The following is a 16,333-nucleotide window of genomic DNA, read 5'->3' as shown; positions in this document are numbered from 1 at the left end:
CGGGCGAAGGTTAGTCCAGCCCCAGTGCGGCGCGGATGGCGGCCCAGCTCGCGAGCTTGAAGTTCTGCGCCTGCGGAGGATTGATGCCGTCCTGCGCGATGAACAGGCCCTGCGGGTAGTCCGGCCCGAAGCTGCGCGTATCGAGAGCGATGCCGTCGGTCTCTTCGGCGGAACCATACGTGCCTGCCGCGATGGCGAAGCGACCCACCGGCGTCATGCCCGGCAGTGCGTAGACCGCGTAGGCATTGTCCCCCTGGCTGGAGGCGACCAGGTAGCCACCGTTCTCGCCCTCGGGTGCGATGGCGAGGCCTTCCACGTCGGCGACCAGGTACCGGTTGTCGATCGGGGCGACCAGCTCTCCGGTCGTCGCGCCATCGGCAAAGCGCCAGATGCCGCCGACTTCCTCGCCCACGTAGAGCGTCCCGTCGCGCTCGTCGTAGACGCAGCCCTCGGGCTGGCTCGGCACGGACATCTCGCGCACCAGCGTGGCCTGCGGAGCGGGGCCGGGCGTCATCTCGTATTCGCGAAGCTGTCCGTCCTTGATGACCGCCAGCGCCTTGAGCCCGCCGTGCTGGCTCATGCAGAAACCGTATCCCTCGCCCGGCCCGCTCGGCACGCGGCCCAGCGGGCTCAGTTCGCCGCTCTGCGTATCCAGCGTGAAGGTGGCGATGTGCGAATTGGCAAGGTCGATGCGGTCGCTGGCGGCGACGAAAACCGTGCCGTCCTCCAGCGTCACCAGGTCGACGTTGTTCACCGCGCCCGCGTCGATGAAGCTGCGAACCTCTCCGTCCAGGCCATAGACATAGAGACCCGCCTTCTTGTCGGTGGCGACGATCAGGCTTTGCGAGGGGTCTGCGTCGTTGCGCCAGATGGCGGGATCGTCGGCAGCGTCCTCGTTGGCCGTGCCCACCGGTTCGGTCTCGCCAATGGCGACGACCGAGACCGGGGGAAGACCGGTGGGGGTGGTGGCGCAGCCTGCCAGAAGCAGCGCGGCGGCTATCGTGACGGCCCGCATCAGAACGTCACCCGCACGCCGCCCTTGAAGGTGCGGCCGTAGATTTCATACTGGTAGTTGTTCTGCCGCCCGCCCACGGTGTTGTAGGCGAAGTACTCGGCGTCGGTCAGGTTGATCGCTTCCACGAACAGCTGCACCCCTTCCATCACGGTAAGCCGGGCACTGGCGTCGAGCTGGAAATGGCTGTCCACGAAACGGTATTCCTCCGGATCGCCGCCCAGTTCATCAAGGTAGTCGTCGCGATAGGTGCCCGCCAGGCGAAGGCTGATCGGCCCCTTCTCGTAACCGATAACCCCGTTCAGCGTATGCTCGCTGGAAGCGGGCAGCGGAATGGTGCTGATGCCGTTGCCGAAACCCTGGCCGAACAGGTCGAGCGAGCCGTCGGAAATCGTGGCCGTCGCATCGGTGTAGGTGTAGTTGGCCTGCGTAAGCAGCCCGTCGAAAGGCGCGGGCAGCATGTCCCACTGCATGGCGAAGCCCAGTTCGATCCCCCAGACCTCGGCGCTGTCGCCGTTCACCGGAATGGCCGCCTCGTTGAAGGCGATGCCGTTGAAAACGAGCAGTTCGTCGGCCCCGATTTCGTCGTCTCCGTCGAGGTCTTCGGCCTCGTATTCGACGGTGACGATGTAGTTGGCGATGTCCTTGTAGAAGAACCCGGCGCTCAGCGCGCCGTTGCCGCCGAAGTAGTATTCGATGCCGGCATCGAAGTTCCATGCCTCGTAGGGCTCGAGGTTGGAATTGCCGAACTCGCCTTCGACCTCGTCCTCGTCGTTGCGTTCGGTAATGAAGCGCGGGGCGAGCTGGGCGAAGCCGGGACGCACCAGACTGCGATAGCCCGCTGCGCGCAGCACCAGGTCGTCCACCGGCTCGTAGCGGATATTCAGGCTGGGCAGCCAGAAGCCGTAATTGGCGGGTGTCGTCTGCGGGGTGACGATCACCGTGTCATCGTCCGCGATGGTGCCGTCCGGAAGGGATCCGCCTTCCTCCACCAGCAGGGTGAAGTTGCCGATGATGTCGGTCTGAGTGTATTCGGCACGCACGCCGCCGATCACCGTCAGGCTGTCGCTTTCCCAGCGGCCCAGCAGGTAGCCGGCGTAGATGTCTTCTTCGATGGTGTAGTCCTCTGCCGCGCTGTCGAAGGCGCTGTCGATTTCCTGCAATTCGAAATCGGCCCGGTTGGCAAAGAAGAAGTCGCTGGCACCGGTGTAGCTGGCGACGGGTTGGATATCGACGAGGCGATAGGTCTGCTCGCCCAGCACGTCGGCCAGGGTGAGATCGTCGGTTTCGAAGAACTGGATGTCTCCGTTGAAGCTCTTTTCGCGCCAGCGGCCCTTGAAGCCGGTCTGCACGGTGAACACGCCCGCCCCGCTGATGAAATCGCGGCCGATGTCGAGCTTGGCCGCGTATTCGGCATCCCTGGAATCGGAGAGGTCGGTCAGTTCGATCTCGTCCAGTTCATAGGTCGACGCGTCGAAGAAGTCGTCCACGCCCGAAATCGCGTAGGTCGGCACGCGTTCGTCGGAATAGTCGATGGTCGCGGCCAGCCCGTCCGCCTCGAAATCGCGCGCGAACACGGCGGGATCGACACTGTCGTCCTCGGCCTCGCTCGATCGGGCATAGCTGGCCATGTACTCGATGTTCCAGGGCCCGGTTTCGGTCTGGCCGCCGAAGCTGAACGAGTAGATTTCCTGGCGCTCGAAGCGGTCCTTGATGTCGCGCTCCACCGTGATGGCATATTCCTCGTCCGGCTCGGACGGGTCGAAATCGGCGAATACCGCGGAAGTGCCGCTGCCGGTGACGAAGGCATCGCCGAAGTCGAAGATCAGGCGGCGACGATATTCCTGGTCGTCGAACCGGCTCCACAGGCCACGCGCGGAGAGCGTCGTGCTGTCGGAGGCGCGCAGGTCGAAGCCGAGCGAGGCGGAGATGCGCTCCCGCTCCACGTCGTAGTCGCGGTATTCCAGGTCCTCGGCATAGACGAGACCATCGTCGTCTTCCCAGCCGTCCATCTCGACATTGTCGGTCTCGAAGAAGCGGTTGTAGTATGACAGGCCGCCCGACACGCCGAAGTCGTCGGTCAGGCGATAGGCGAAGTTGATACTGCCCTTCGGGTTCAGCTCCTCGGAATACTCGTTGTAGCTGCCTTCGCCCGACACGGTGACGAAGTTGCCCCGGCGGTCGAAAGCCGAAACGGTGTTGATCTCGATGCTGGCGCCGATGGTGTCGGCGTCCATGTCGGGAGTCAGCGACTTTCTCACCTCGATGCTCTCGATGATGTCGCTGGAAATCACGTCCAGCGCCACGGCGCGGATGTCGCCCTCGGGCGCAGGCACGCGCACGCCGTTGACGGATGTCGCGTTGAGGTTGGGATCCAGACCCCGAACGGCCACGAAGCGTCCCTCGCCCTGGTCGTTCAGCACGTTCACCCCGGGCAGGCGTCGCAGGCTTTCCGCCACGTTCTGATCCGGGAACTGGCCGATCGCGTCGCGCGTCAGCACGTCGACCACGGTGTCGCTGGCATATTCGCGCGACAGGGCGTTGGCCTGGTTGGCGCGCTGGCCGTAGACGAGGATGTTGTCCTCTTCCTCGCCGAGCAGGAAGTTCGCCGTAACCACGCCTTCCTCGGGAACCTCGATCACCTGCGTCTCGGTCGGCACGCCGACATAGCGGACCTCGACGGTCCAGCTGCCAGCCGGGAGATCGGCGATGCGGAAGGACCCGTCGCGTTCGGTCGTCACCTGCCGATTGAGCTCGGGAATGCGCACCACGGCGGATTGCAGGGCCACGGTATCGGTCGAATCGATCACCACGCCGGTCACGTCCCCGGCCATGGCGGGCGCGGCGGAAAGGGCGATGGCGGCAATGCTGGCAGAGCCGAGCAAGCGGGAATGTGTCACGGGTGTCCTCCTGTCTGTTGGAGGCGCGGCTAGGCCCGCTACATGATCGATTGAGGACAGCTGGGTTACAGATCAATGACGCAGCGCCATGTGGCGAACGGGCAACAGCCGTTCGCGTCCCGAACGTTGGAATGCCCAGGGCTCAGCCGGCTGATTTTCCCGAAGCGGGTTCGTCGTCGAACTCCATGCCCAGGAACCGTTCGCTCAGCCACGATGTCGCCGGGCCCGGATGCACGTCGGCGCGGTGGATGGCGGAAAAACGATAGAGCCCGCCGGGATCCTCGGGCATGTGCAGTTGCACCAGAGTTCCCGCGATCAGATCGTCGCGGATCATCGGTACGGGCATGTTGCCCCAGCCGATACCCTCGCGCAGCAGGGCGTGCTTTGCGCCCAGATCGGCCAGCCGCCATGTCTGAGGCGAATGGACCGCAAAGTCGCGCCCCTGCGTCAGCGGGGAACGGTCGGTCAGGACAAGCTGGATATGGTCGCGACCGGCGCCGGGCTCCAGCTGCTTCGCCCGGGCCAGGGGATGGTCGGGCGCTGCCACCGGGACGAGGCGGACCGCGCCGCCATCGACGCGGGAAAGCCCCTCTATCCCCGCCGCGACGGGACCGGCAATGCCGAGAACCGCCCTGCCATCCAGCACCAGCGCGGCAACGGCTCCCAGTCCCTCGACATGCAGGCGAAGCGACACGGTAGGATACTGTCGTCGGAACTGGTGAAGGATCGCCGCAAGACACTCGGTTGGCAGCATCACGTCGACGGCAAGGCTGACCTCGGCTTCCAGGCCTTCGAGCAGGCCCTTTGCCCGCGCCTTCAGCCCGTCCACCCGCGAATCCACGCGGCGCGCTTCCTCGAGAATGGCCTTGCCCGCGGCGGTGAGCACCGGGGTGCGCTTACCATCGCGGTCGAACAGGGTCAGTCCCAGCTGGGCCTCGAGATTGGCGATGCCATAGCTGATGACAGAGACCGCGCGATTGAGCTTGCGCCCGGCCGCGGCGAAGCTGCCGGCGTCCACCACCGCGAGGAAAATCCGCAGCTGGTCGAGCGTGGGAGAACCTGGATCTGACATTTCAACTTTCTCGAACCTTTCATCGAATATTATACCACTAATCAAAACGCACAGGCAGTCCTAGATCGTCTCCACAACCCTTTAGGGAGACACGACATGATCGAACTGCGTCCTTTCGAAAGCCTCGGCGGAGCCAACCACGGCTGGCTCGACGCCAAGCATCACTTCTCCTTTGCAGGCTATCACGACCCGGCCCGCGTGCACTGGGGCTCGCTGCGCGTCTGGAACGACGACACCATCCAGCCGAAGACCGGATTTCCGGCCCATCCCCATCGCGACATGGAAATCATCACCTACGTCCGCGAAGGCGCGATCACGCACGAGGACAGCCTCGGAAACAAGGGTCGCACCGAGGCCGGCGACGTCCAGGTGATGAGCGCGGGCACCGGCATCCGCCACTCGGAATACAACCTGGAAGACACGGTCACCCGGATCTTCCAGATCTGGATCATTCCCGATGCCGACAGCGACGGCGAGGCTCCCTCGTGGGGTGCCCGGCTGTTCCCCAAGGCGGATCGTTCGGGTGCCTGGGCGGTGCTCGCTTCGGGCAAGTCCGATGACGGCGATGCATTGCCAATTCGCACCGACGCCCGCGTGCTGGGCGCAACGCTGAAGGCGGGCGAGACGATCAGCTATGCGATCGATCCCTCGCGCCACGCCTACCTCGTGCCCGCCACCGGCACGGTGCGCGTGGGCGACGTGGAAGCGCGCGCCCGCGACGGCGTGGCCATCACCGGGATCGACACCATCACCATCGCGGCCAGCGAGGACAGCGAACTCGTCCTCGTCGATGCCGCCTGACCTGAAGGAGCAACTGACATGAGCAACATTCTCCACATCACCGCCAGCATCCGCGGAGAGGGATCGGTCTCGCGCCGCCTGGGTGGAAGGCTGGTCGAACGGCTGGCCCGCGCCACCGGCGCCGAGGTCGTCGTTCGCGACCTGTCCGCAAACGACCTGCCGCTGATCGATGCCGAACGCTTCGCTGCCAACCTGACGCCGGTGGAAGACCGCAACAGCGAACAGCAGGCGCTGGCATCGGTCGGCGATGAACTGATCGCAGAACTGCAGGCTGCCGGGACGCTGGTGCTCAGCCTGCCGGTCTACAACTTCACCATGCCCGCGACGCTCAAGGCGTGGGCCGACCTGGTGGCACGGGCGGGCACGACCTTCCGCTATACGGAGAACGGTCCCGTCGGACTGCTGACCGGGAAGAAGGCCTACGTCGTCATCGCAACGGGCGGCACGCCGATCGGCAGTGAAATCGACTTCCTGACACCGTGGCTGCGCCATTTCCTGCGATTCATCGGGATCGACGACGTGGAGATGGTCGTCGCCGATGGCATCATGGGCGTGGACGGCGAGGAGAAGATCGAGGCCGCCGCGCAGACCATAGAGCGCATGGCGGCCTGACGCCGGCCGACTGCGAGAGATGACCGCCGGAGTCCCGACAGGCTCCGGCGGTCTTCTCCTTTTTGCACGGCAGTATTGCCATCGAAGGATCGGCGCGGCGCATCGAACTGCCGAAAGAATTCCATCTTTCAGATAGTTGGCGCAACTTTCCGCAACCAGGCGCTCATGCAATGCAGCTATCTTGCGGATTACGAACACCGGTGGCATACTTTTGCGATGGACCGGTGCTTCTTCTGCCCCATCAGCGGCCAGGTTGCCGTTCGCCGATCGGTGGAGTTTCACCTCACCGACTGGTTCAACGAGTGATCCCTTTCCGCGCGGGATAGGCGCGGACTTCGGGCACTTTCTCCAAACGACGAGACTGCCTTCCGACATTCCGGGCCCGTCCCCGACCGTTCGCCACACGACCTTTTGTCGCGAATCAGGGTTCGAGGGATCAGACAATGTCACTACACGCAAAAATTCATTTCGGTGCGACCAGCGCCGCCGCCCTGCTGCTTGCGGGAATTTCGACGCCTGCGCTTGCGCAGTCCAATGCCACTTCCGACGATCCGGATGCGGATACCGCTTCCGCCGAGGAGGCGACCATCGTCGTCACCGGAAGCCGCATCGGTGGCTTGCCCACCGATGGCCCCGTCCAGACGCTCACCGTCTCGCGCCAGGACATCCTGGAATCGGGTGCCGGGACGGTCATCGAGGTCCTGCAGGACCTGCCCGTTGCCGTGGGCGGGGGGGCCACCTTCTCGACCGCGACCGCAGGGCCGCTGTCCTCGGATACGCCCGTGGGCGCATCCGCCGTTTCCCTGCGCGGACTTGGCGCCTCTTCCACGCTGACGCTGATCAACGGGCGACGGGCCCAGATCAGTGCCTTTGCCAGAGGACAGGAAAGCTTCATCGATGCCAGCTCCATCCCCCTCGCGGCAATCGAGAGGGTCGAGGTCCTGCCTTCGGGCGCGTCGGCCATCTACGGGGCCGATGCCGTCGCCGGCGTGGTGAACTACGTGCTGCGCGACGATTTCGAGGGGCTCGAACTCAGTGCCAGCTACGGGAACTCCACCTCCGGCACCGATGAGGGACGCTACAACCTCACCGCCGTCGCGGGCACTAGGATCGGCGATCGCAACTCGGTCATGCTGGTGGTCGATTACTTCAAGCGGAACCCGTTCTTCCTCCGCGACCGCGAGATCAGTCGCAACAGTTTCCGTCCCAGCCAGCAAGGCTTCTACCCCAGCTTCAACGACCTGTTCTTCCAGTTCTTCGACCAGACCGAAGAGCCGGGGGACGGCGGGTGCGCGGAAGAGGACTTCGGCTCGGGCAACCTCGGCGAATTCTGCGAGGTGAACACCAACGCATTCGTTTCGGTGCAGGACCGGCTCGAAACGATAGGCGGGCTCTTCACCCACCAGTTCGAGATTTCGGATTCGATCACCTGGTACAACGATGCGCTTTACAGCCGTGTGGAATCCCGTGGGGTCAGCTCGCCTGCAAACTTCTCCCGCGCACCGATCGACCCCGAAAACCCGTTCTGGCCCGAGGCGCTGAAGGACGACATCGTGAAGGAAGGTTCGTTCGAGGGCGCGAGCGACTTCAGCGATTTCTACGGTTTCCCGATTTATGCCTGGGGCAAGATCCGGGAGCCGCGCGCGGTGGAGGTGGAATCCGACAGCTACCGCATCACCTCGGGCCTGCGCGGTGATCTTGGTGGCGACTGGGCCTTCGACGTAGCGCTCCTGTTTGGAGGCAACGACCGGGTTCAACGGGGCGTGTCGGGCCTCGTTATCGCCCGCAATTTCTACGATCTGAACCTCGGCAACATCTGCACCGACGGTTCGCGCGTGGAACGCTGGGACGTCGATCTCGGACGACCGGATGCCGATTTCGTCGGAGATACCTGCGAGGACGCCGGCAAGACGACCCTGTGGTACAATCCCTTCGGCGGGCAGGTTTCGCAGGAAGACGGCGTCGAGGAACTGCTGGCCACCCAGGCCGAGCGAAGCGGGCGTTCGCGCCTCTATGCCTTCGACGCGAGCGCGAACGGAACGCTGCTGGAAATGCCTGCCGGGCCGCTGAAGGCGGCATTCGGCGGCGAATTCAGGCGGGAGACGCTGCGCGATACGCCGTCCGGCGTAGCGGTCGCCACGCTCGACAATCCCGAACCGATCCTCGGCTTCTCATCGACGAGCGCCGAGGCCGATCGCAACAGCTGGGCGGTCTACGGAGAACTCTACGTTCCCCTGGCGCAGGGGCTGGACGTGCAGCTGGCCGGGCGGTTCGACCACTTCCAGGGATTCGGCAGCGACTTCAATCCGAAGATCGCGGCGCGCTGGGAGCCTGCCGACTGGATGGCCTTCCGGGCCAACTACTCCACCTCGTTCCGCGCCCCTTCGCTTGCCCAGAGCGGAGCCGGCGTCCTGCTGAGTTCGTACCGGGTCGATTGCGAGGCCACGCCGGGCGCCTGCGACGGCGATGCCGGCGCCGATGGCCAGGCCGTGCTTTCGGAAGACGTGGGCAATCCCACGCTGGGCGCGGAAAATGCCCGCAGCTTCGGCGGGGGCGCGGTGCTGTCACCGACGCCGGACATCGAACTGCGGGTGGATTACTGGAACATCCGCCACGAGGACCTCGTCGGCATCGACGAGGACGACTTCATCCGCCGCGCGCTGGCCGGAGAGTTCGCGGTTGTCGGAGCGGGCGACCTGCCGACCGGCACGCCGGGCCTCGAGGTCACGAATGGGTTCGTCAGCGATGCCCATTTCCAGCTGACCAACCTCGGCTTCCAGAAGACCGACGGCATCGACTTCGGTTACACCCATCGCCTGGATGGCGGCGCTGCCGGGGACTTCACGCTCACATTCGATGCGACGAAGATCTTCAATTTCGAACGGCAGGCGTCCGAGGCGAGTCCGCTGGAGGAACTGGCAGGGGATTATCTCTATCCGGACTTCATCGCGACCGGCAAGGTGCGGTGGCGCAGCGATGCGTGGCGTGCCAGCCTTTCGGGCCACTACAAGAGCGGCTACCGCGATGACCCCTCGAACCGCACGCTCGAGGCGCTCGGCCTTCCTCTCGACGCGGAATACGAAGTCGACGACTACCTGACCTTCGATCTGAGCGTGAGCTACGATTTCGCCCCCGACAGTTTCGTCCAGCTGTCGGTCCGGAATCTCTTCGATGCCGATCCGCCTCGTGTTCTGGGGTCGTCCGCCAATGTCGATCTCTTCAACCACGATCTGATCGGGCGCTTTGCGACTGTACGCGTGACGACACGCTTCTGAAGTTGCAAGGTCCGGGCGGGATCGCCGGGGTCCGCTGGCTTGGCTGGCAGATCCCGGCACCGCCAGGGGGGAAAAGCCGATGATAGATGATAGTCAGGATGCCGCAGCCGAGCGGTCGGGCGGAAGTCCGCGCGTCTGGCAGATGCCCGATACCCTGCTGATCATGTTCGCCCTGGCTCTGATCGCGTGGGCGGCAACCTTCGTCTTCACTCCGGGACAGTTCGAGGTTGCCGGTGATCCGGCCCGGATCGTGCCCGGAAGTTACCAGTCGGCCGAGGGAACCATGCCCGCCCCGATCCTGGGAAACGAGGAGCGGGCGGGCTTTCTCGATTTCCTGTTTGCGGGGCTGGTTACGGGGGATCGCTATTCTCCCACGGTCGGGCTGATGGCCTTCATCATCGTGCTGGGCGGTGTTTTCGGGATGATCATGCGCACTCGCGCCATCGATGCCGCGCTGGAGGCTTCGCTGCCGGACGGAAAGGCCCGCAGCGAGACGCTGATCATGCTGCTGTTCTTTGCCTTTTCGCTGGCGGGTGCGATCTTCGGCCTGTCCGAAGAAGCGATTGCCCTGACCCTGATCCTTGCGCCGGCCCTCGCCCGCGCCGGGTATGACGCGATCACGGCCTTGCTCGTGTGCCTCGGCGCCAGCCAGATCGGCTTTGCCACCAGCTGGATGAACCCTTTCAGCGTCGTCATCGCGCAGAGCATCGCGGACCTCGCCCCCATGTCCGGGATGTGGCCGCGGGTCGCGCTCTGGGCCTCTTTCACCTCGGTCGGGGCCGCTTTCACATGGCACTATGCCCGCGCCGTGCGGCTGGGCCGCCGGCCCGCGATCGGCGATCTGCACGACAGCGCGGAGCACCGGCCCGTGGGGGCTTTCCGGGCGGCGCACCTGCTGATCCTGCTGGTTCTGCTTGGCGGAGTGGCGTGGGTGGCCTGGGGCGTCACGGCGCGCGGTTACTACCTGCCCGAGATTGCCGCACAGTTCTTTGCCGTCGGCATTGCCACCGCGGTAATCGCCCGGTTTGGCCAGGTGGAGGGCGGCTCGACCGGAGAGATGATGGAAGCCTTTCGCAACGGCGCGGCGCAACTGCTGCCGGCCGCCCTGATCGTGGGCGCGGCAAAAGGCATAATGCTGATACTTGGCGGCGACGACCCCGCCGGCCCCTCCCTGCTCAACACCCTTCTTGCCGGACTGTCGAACCTGACGGCACTGGTGCCCGACTGGTTGACCGCCTGGGCAATGTATCTCGCGCAGAGCGTTTTCAATCTCGCGGTTTCCTCGGGTTCGGGACAGGCGAGCATAACGATGCCGATCATGGCCCCGCTGGCCGACCTTTCGGGCGTAACCCGGCAGACCGCGGTGCTGGCATTCCAGCTGGGCGACGGCCTGACAAATCTTGTCGTTCCCACGTCCGCCACGCTGATGGGGTGCCTCGCAGCGGCGCGGATGCCCTACGGAACATGGCTGACTTTCTTCTGGAAGCCGATGCTGGCGCTCATGGGACTGGCGAGCATTGCCATGATGCTGGCGCACGCGGGAGGTTTCTGATGTCGTGGACGCGGGTCATCACACTGTCTTTCGTCTTGCCCTTCGTGGCCTGCACCGTGCCGCAGGCCCGCGCCGAACCCGGCACGCTGGTCATCGTGGGCGGAGGACTGGAAGCGGACAACGATGCGGTGTTTTCCACCTTTCTCGATGCACGTGCGCCGGATGCTCCGGCCATCGCCATAATTCCGGCGGCATCGGGCGAACCTTCCAGCTCGGCAGATTCGTTCCGCGATGCCCTGGTCCAGCACGGAGCCGATGCAGCCGACATCACGGTCGTCAGGATCGCCACGCAGGACGATCCGGCGACAACGGACATCGACGAATCCCTGTGGACCGGCAATGTCGACGACCCGGAGGAGATCGCACGCATCGCGCAGGCGGGTGCCATCTGGTTCACGGGGGGAGACCAGTCCCGCATCACGGCCCTGCTGTTGCGGCCCGACGGGCGCGACACGCCGATGCTTGCTGCAATCCGCGCGCGGCTGCGCGATGGCGCAGTCGTCGGCGGCACGTCGGCTGGGGCCGCGATCATGAGCGATCCGATGATTACCCAAGGCGACACACTTGCGGCCCTGTTGCCGGGAGAGGTGGGAGAGCCCATGCAGACCGGACGGGGCCTCGGTTTCGTCGAGGGCCTGCTGTTCGATCAGCACTTCGGGGAAAGGGCCCGCCTCGGCCGCCTGGCAGCGGCTCTGGTATCCGATGGGGTGCCGCATCGGTTCGGCCTTGGGGTGGACGAGAATACCGCGCTGGTCGTTAAACAGGGGAGCACGACCGGGCGCATAATCGGAACCGGTTACGTGACGCTTGTCGATGCAAGCGCGGTGGAACGCGGCGGCGGGGACAGATTCAGCGCGTCGAATCTCAACATCTCGCTCGCCGCGAACGGCGATACAATCGACCTCGCAACGGGCTCCGTCACGCCTGCCGGGTTCAGAAACGAGACCATAGGAAACGAATATTTCGACGACCCTCCCATTTCCGGAGGGGGCATGGCGCTCGGCGCCACGTCGCTGGCGCAAGTCGTTGGGGAGGCCCTTCTCGACAACCCCGCCGCACGGTCCGTCGAGCGACATTCCTTTTCGGGCGGGCACGGCGTGACCTACCGCTTCACCCAGACCGATGCCTCGCGCGGCTGGTGGGGGCGAGATGGCGGCGGAACGGCGCGCTATGCTTTCGAAAAGGTCCGCTTCGACATCGAACCAATCGACGTAATCATAAGAAATGCAGGATATTGATGGCACAAAGACACGTGATCGCCTTGCACGGCGGAGCGGGCGTAAATCCGGACCGGCAATATGCCGAAGTGGAAGAACACCTCGACCACCTCGTTCGTGAGTGCGAGGCGATGCTGAGCCGGGGCGAGGATGCGATCGACACGGTCGAACATGCCGTGGCCAGCATGGAGCAGAGCGGCCTCTACGTGGCAGGGCGCGGCTCTGCACCCAACGACCAGGGCGTCGTCGAATGCGATGCATCGATCATGGATGGCGCACGCCTGCGCGCCGGGGGGATTTGCGCGGCTGCGGGGATCGCAGAACCGATCCGGGCGGCCCGCGCCGTGATGGAGCACTCGCCCTATGTCCTTCTGGCGGGAGAAGGGGCTCGCGCTTTCGCCATCGAACACGGCGTGAAAATGGTGGAAGATCCCGAGAGCCATTACCGGGTTCCGGTGGGTATCGAACGCGAAGAGATGCTGCGGCTCGACAAGGGCCTGTCTCATGGCACGGTCGGCGCGGTCGCGCTGGACAGGAACGGCGCGCTCGCCGCGGCGACGTCGACCGGCGGACTGCTCGGTAAGCGAGCCGGACGTGTCGGAGACACACCGATTTCGGGCATCGGGAACTGGGCCGATCAGGACGTCGCGGTCAGCTGCACCGGAATTGGCGAAGCCTTCATATACGCGGGCGGCGCGCGCGATCTGGCGGCACGGATGGCATACCGCGGAGACAGCCTGGAGCAGGCGGGCAAGGGATTGCTGGATGCCGTCTCACAATATGGCGGCGACGGAGGTTTGATCGCGGTCGACCGGAATGGAACAGTGACCACGCCTTTCAATTCCGCCGGGATGAAACGGGCCCTCGCGGGTTCCGATCTCGACGTCTGCGTCAGCATTCTTTGAATTGGGAGACCGCTGGGGGCGCTCGCCGCGCGAGGTGGTTCTAAAGCCTTCCCGGCGGAATATCTTGCGCAATTCAGGCGAGATTCTGCCGGAACCGACGGCTGCCGCTCACGACCACTCCGGACCGCAGGGTTATGTCGAAATCGCCGCTTTGGCGCGTCTCGATGACTTCGATGGCCGCCCGCCGCACAAGTCGGGATCGATGAATGCGGGCAAAGCCGTATGGCCCGAGTTCCCTTTCCAGATCAGCCATTGTTCGCCGCGCAAGCTCGCAACCGAACGCGCCGTGCAATTCGACATAATTGCCGGCTGCGCTCGCCCAGTCGATCTCATCGGGGCGCAGGTTCACGATCCGGCTGCCATCCCGCACCTCGATCAGTGTCGGCTCCACTGACACCGGCGCAGGCAAGAGCGGCGAAGTGGCAAGCTTGCGGGCCAACAGAAACACGGCAAGGATCGAGACATAGGTGATCACGTCCTTGCGAAACTCGAAAAGCAGTCGATCGTCCCACGGCTCGCCAGGAACATAGTCATGTCCGGCGAGCGCGTAGACGGCGATCCTGAGAGCCGCCATGAGCACCGTGTGCACTAGCGAAACCGCAAGACAGCCGGCTGCATGTCCGAGCGCCGCCAACCACAACGGACGGGACACGAAGAAAATTGCCAGCGCGAGAACCACCGGAAGCAAGGCAAGCCAGGCGACAAAGCTCGTCCCTTCCAGGGCCCATGCCTGCCATGCGGCGATGGGCTGGCCGAGAGCGCGTCGCTGGTCGATCAGGCTGGCCGCGTTGACTGCTGCGTAGAGCAGGCCGAACCCGATAAAGGTCAGCGCCGTGATGGCACGCGGATCCTTCAGCAGGCCCGCGTCAAGCCGTGCACCGCTTGTCCCCCGATCACCGCCGCTCATCACAACCGCCTGCTATCCGCCCCACCCGTTCCACCGTCCGTCACTGCTGCCGCGACAACCTGCGGCGCGCCGGCCCACGTCGGCTGCAGGTTAGATGCGATGGAGACGCAACATGCAAGCCACCACGGCAACGAACGGCCGCCAATATGGACTCGACTGGTTGAGAATTGGCGCCTTCGCCCTGCTGATATTCTATCATGTCGGGATGTTCTTCGTGCCGTGGGGATGGCACGTCAATGCCGCCGAGCCCGTGCAATGGGCGGTGTGGCCGATGATGGCGGTCAACCCGTGGCGGTTGTTACTGCTGTTCGTGATTTCTGGCATCGTGTCGCGTGCACTGATGGCCAAGCTTGCAGCACCAGGTGCCTTTGCAAGGAGTCGTTCAGTTCGGCTGGCAGTGCCGCTGCTGGCTGGAATGGTGCTTTTCGTCGCGCCGCAGCCCTGGTTCGAACTGCGCGACCAGGGCGCATATCAGGCAGGTTTCCTGCACTTCTGGTCGAACGACTATTTCGAGTTCGGCGGCAGTCGCGGAACTCCGCTGCCGACATGGAACCACCTGTGGTTCGTTGCCTATCTGTGGGCCTACTCGCTGGCCTTCGCGGCCCTCGCCATATTGCCCTCTGACCTGCGGTCGCGCTTGCAGGAAGCGTTCGACCAGCTGCTCTCCGGCTGGCGTCTGGCGATTCTTCCGGTCATGTGGCTGGCCATTGCGCGGCTCATCCTGCATCCGGCATTTGGAGAGACACACGCGCTGCTCGACGATCCCTATGCTCACGCGATCTATGCCTTCGCCTTTTTCTTCGGCGTAGGATTGGCGCGATCGAGGATGATCTGGAGCACCATCCTTTCCACCTGGCGGCGTTTCCTTGGCGTTGCCGTTCTTGCCTGCACGGCGCTATTCACGGTTCACGGGGCAGGCGCGGGCATGACGGGCGAAGAGCCCCTGCGCGCAATTGCACGCGCAGTGCTGGCCTGGAGCATGATCCTCGGCCTCCTCGGCTTCGCCCACACACACTTTCACCGGGATGGACCGGTCCGACGCTACCTCACCGAGGCGATCTTTCCTTATTACATCGCACATCAGACCATCATCCTGGCGGCGGGCTTCTGGCTCAAGCAGGCAGGGGCAAGCGCGGGTCTGAGCTTCGCTGTCATACTGCTGGCGACGCTGGTCGGCTGTGCGCTGACCTACGAAGTGGCGCGTCGGATCGGCTGGTTGCGGCCTTTGCTAGGTTTGAAGCCGCTTGTTACTCGGCCATCCTTATTGCGCCGGTTCGCCGAGATACCACCGCACCGGCCCTGAACCTTTCTTGTCCGGGCCTCCGCGATCACTGCAGATCTTCGGTACTCAGATCTCCTGGGTTCTGATCCGTGCCTGCATGACGAGCCGCGACCGCCTGGGGCCCAAAAACACAAACGCCGCCGACCCGAAGGGCGGCGGCGTTTGGGTGATGACGATGGTTGCGGGAGTTGGATTTGAACCAACGACCTTCAGGTTATGAGCCTGACGAGCTACCGGACTGCTCCATCCCGCGGCACCGTTCTTGTGGCGTGCTAGAGACGCCAAAAGGGCCGCCCTTGCGGGTCAGCCCTCTGACTTGTGAATGGGTTGTTTCCTTGCTCTGCCCGCCGGCTACAATGCCTGGCGGCGACCTACTCTTCCAGTGCTTAGGCACTAGTACCATCGGCGCTGCCTGGTTTCACGGCCGAGTTCGAGATGGGATCGGGTGGGTCACAGGCGCTAAGACCACCAAGCAATGAAGCCGGCGTGCGGGACAAGGTTTTAAATCGATGCACCAATCAGGTGTGCTTGTTGAAGGCGTCGTTATCCGGCTGGACAAATCCTCCACAACGTGCGGGCCAATTCAGGCCTGACGTTGATGGTGGGATCCACCAAGCGCGAACAGAACTATTAGGACTGGTTAGCTCCACGCATTACTGCGCTTCCACACCCAGCCTATCAACGTGATGGTCTATCACGGTTCGATGATTGCTAATCTTGAGGGAGGCTTCCCGCTTAGATGCTTTCAGCGGTTATCCCGTCCATACATAGCTACCCTGCTGCACCGCTGGCGCGATG

Annotated in this window: 11 protein-coding genes, 1 tRNA gene and 2 rRNA genes (1 of these 14 cut by a window edge); 7 read left to right on the top strand and 7 right to left on the bottom strand. The window is 64.3% G+C overall.

The window, feature by feature from the left end; all coding sequences use genetic code 11:
• Positions 1-10: 10 nt before the first annotated feature.
• The 3 genes from AAA989_RS09650 to AAA989_RS09640 form a co-directional block, all read right to left on the bottom strand.
• On the bottom strand, positions 11-1,015 hold the full coding sequence (locus AAA989_RS09650; protein WP_338243021.1) for a phytase: 1,005 nt from the start codon (positions 1,013-1,015) through the stop codon (positions 11-13).
• A complete protein-coding gene (locus AAA989_RS09645; protein ID WP_338243019.1) occupies positions 1,015-3,912 on the bottom strand; it encodes a TonB-dependent receptor in 2,898 nt (965 codons plus the stop codon). The genes AAA989_RS09650 and AAA989_RS09645 overlap by 1 nt, the downstream gene beginning before the upstream one ends.
• A gap of 142 nt (positions 3,913-4,054) precedes the next feature.
• Positions 4,055-4,984, bottom strand: a complete 930-nt coding sequence (locus AAA989_RS09640; RefSeq protein ID WP_338243017.1) for a LysR family transcriptional regulator — start codon at positions 4,982-4,984, stop codon at positions 4,055-4,057.
• Between the two features lie 96 nt (positions 4,985-5,080).
• On the opposite strand from AAA989_RS09640, the gene AAA989_RS09635 reads away from it, so the two are divergent.
• From AAA989_RS09635 to AAA989_RS09610, 6 genes are all read left to right on the top strand, one after another.
• Positions 5,081-5,785: a pirin family protein gene (locus tag AAA989_RS09635; protein ID WP_338243015.1), complete on the top strand. Its 705-nt coding sequence runs from the start codon at positions 5,081-5,083 to the stop codon at positions 5,783-5,785.
• Between the two features lie 18 nt (positions 5,786-5,803).
• Complete coding sequence (locus tag AAA989_RS09630) at positions 5,804-6,397, top strand: FMN-dependent NADH-azoreductase (RefSeq protein WP_338243013.1); 594 nt, start codon at positions 5,804-5,806, stop codon at positions 6,395-6,397.
• A 443-nt stretch (positions 6,398-6,840) separates the two neighbouring features.
• Positions 6,841-9,672 (top strand): TonB-dependent receptor plug domain-containing protein, encoded by a 2,832-nt coding sequence (locus tag AAA989_RS09625; RefSeq protein WP_338243011.1) that lies wholly within the window; start codon positions 6,841-6,843, stop codon positions 9,670-9,672.
• Between the two features lie 79 nt (positions 9,673-9,751).
• Positions 9,752-11,224: a putative basic amino acid antiporter YfcC gene (gene yfcC, locus AAA989_RS09620; RefSeq protein WP_338243009.1), complete on the top strand. Its 1,473-nt coding sequence runs from the start codon at positions 9,752-9,754 to the stop codon at positions 11,222-11,224.
• The gene (locus tag AAA989_RS09615; protein WP_338243007.1) at positions 11,224-12,462 is read left to right on the top strand and encodes a cyanophycinase; all 1,239 of its coding nucleotides are present in this window, start codon (positions 11,224-11,226) and stop codon (positions 12,460-12,462) included. The genes yfcC and AAA989_RS09615 overlap by 1 nt, the downstream gene beginning before the upstream one ends.
• Positions 12,462-13,346 carry an isoaspartyl peptidase/L-asparaginase family protein gene (locus AAA989_RS09610; RefSeq protein WP_338243005.1) on the top strand — a complete coding sequence of 295 codons (885 nt, stop codon included), beginning with the start codon at positions 12,462-12,464 and terminating at the stop codon, positions 13,344-13,346. Before AAA989_RS09615 ends, AAA989_RS09610 begins: the two co-directional genes overlap by 1 nt.
• A 73-nt stretch (positions 13,347-13,419) precedes the next feature.
• On the opposite strand, the gene AAA989_RS09605 is transcribed toward AAA989_RS09610, so the two are convergent.
• Positions 13,420-14,253 (bottom strand): LytR/AlgR family response regulator transcription factor, encoded by an 834-nt coding sequence (locus AAA989_RS09605; protein WP_338243004.1) that lies wholly within the window; start codon positions 14,251-14,253, stop codon positions 13,420-13,422.
• A 112-nt stretch (positions 14,254-14,365) separates the two neighbouring features.
• On the opposite strand from AAA989_RS09605, the gene AAA989_RS09600 reads away from it, so the two are divergent.
• On the top strand, positions 14,366-15,556 hold the full coding sequence (locus AAA989_RS09600; protein ID WP_338243001.1) for an acyltransferase family protein: 1,191 nt from the start codon (positions 14,366-14,368) through the stop codon (positions 15,554-15,556).
• Between the two features lie 155 nt (positions 15,557-15,711).
• Here AAA989_RS09600 and AAA989_RS09595 read toward each other — a convergent pair.
• The 3 genes from AAA989_RS09595 to AAA989_RS09585 form a co-directional block, all read right to left on the bottom strand.
• Positions 15,712-15,788 (bottom strand) — tRNA-Met (locus AAA989_RS09595).
• A 105-nt stretch (positions 15,789-15,893) separates the two neighbouring features.
• Positions 15,894-16,008, bottom strand: a 5S ribosomal RNA gene (gene rrf, locus AAA989_RS09590).
• Positions 16,009-16,145: 137 nt separating this feature from the next.
• Positions 16,146-16,333: ribosomal RNA gene (locus AAA989_RS09585) — 23S ribosomal RNA — on the bottom strand; it runs 2,601 nt beyond the window's last position.

The organism is Aurantiacibacter hainanensis (assembly GCF_036321025.1).
Classification (GTDB): Bacteria; Pseudomonadota; Alphaproteobacteria; order Sphingomonadales; family Sphingomonadaceae; genus Alteraurantiacibacter; species Alteraurantiacibacter hainanensis.
Note: the sequence above shows the minus strand (reverse complement) of the source record. Positions and strands in the feature narration are given on the sequence as shown.

What these genes read in the sequence shown, in the direction of transcription:
- AAA989_RS09615 (WP_338243007.1), top strand. Translation starts at nt 11,224, where the DNA reads ATGTCGTGGACGCGGGTCATCACACTGTCTTTCGTCTTGCCCTTCGTG.
- AAA989_RS09600 (WP_338243001.1), top strand. Translation starts at nt 14,366, where the DNA reads ATGCAAGCCACCACGGCAACGAACGGCCGCCAATATGGACTCGACTGG.
- AAA989_RS09605 (WP_338243004.1), bottom strand. Translation starts at nt 14,253, where the DNA reads ATGAGCGGCGGTGATCGGGGGACAAGCGGTGCACGGCTTGACGCGGGC.
- AAA989_RS09610 (WP_338243005.1), top strand. Translation starts at nt 12,462, where the DNA reads ATGGCACAAAGACACGTGATCGCCTTGCACGGCGGAGCGGGCGTAAAT.
- yfcC (WP_338243009.1), top strand. Translation starts at nt 9,752, where the DNA reads ATGATAGATGATAGTCAGGATGCCGCAGCCGAGCGGTCGGGCGGAAGT.
- AAA989_RS09640 (WP_338243017.1), bottom strand. Translation starts at nt 4,984, where the DNA reads ATGTCAGATCCAGGTTCTCCCACGCTCGACCAGCTGCGGATTTTCCTC.
- AAA989_RS09630 (WP_338243013.1), top strand. Translation starts at nt 5,804, where the DNA reads ATGAGCAACATTCTCCACATCACCGCCAGCATCCGCGGAGAGGGATCG.
- AAA989_RS09635 (WP_338243015.1), top strand. Translation starts at nt 5,081, where the DNA reads ATGATCGAACTGCGTCCTTTCGAAAGCCTCGGCGGAGCCAACCACGGC.
- AAA989_RS09625 (WP_338243011.1), top strand. Translation starts at nt 6,841, where the DNA reads ATGTCACTACACGCAAAAATTCATTTCGGTGCGACCAGCGCCGCCGCC.
- AAA989_RS09650 (WP_338243021.1), bottom strand. Translation starts at nt 1,015, where the DNA reads ATGCGGGCCGTCACGATAGCCGCCGCGCTGCTTCTGGCAGGCTGCGCC.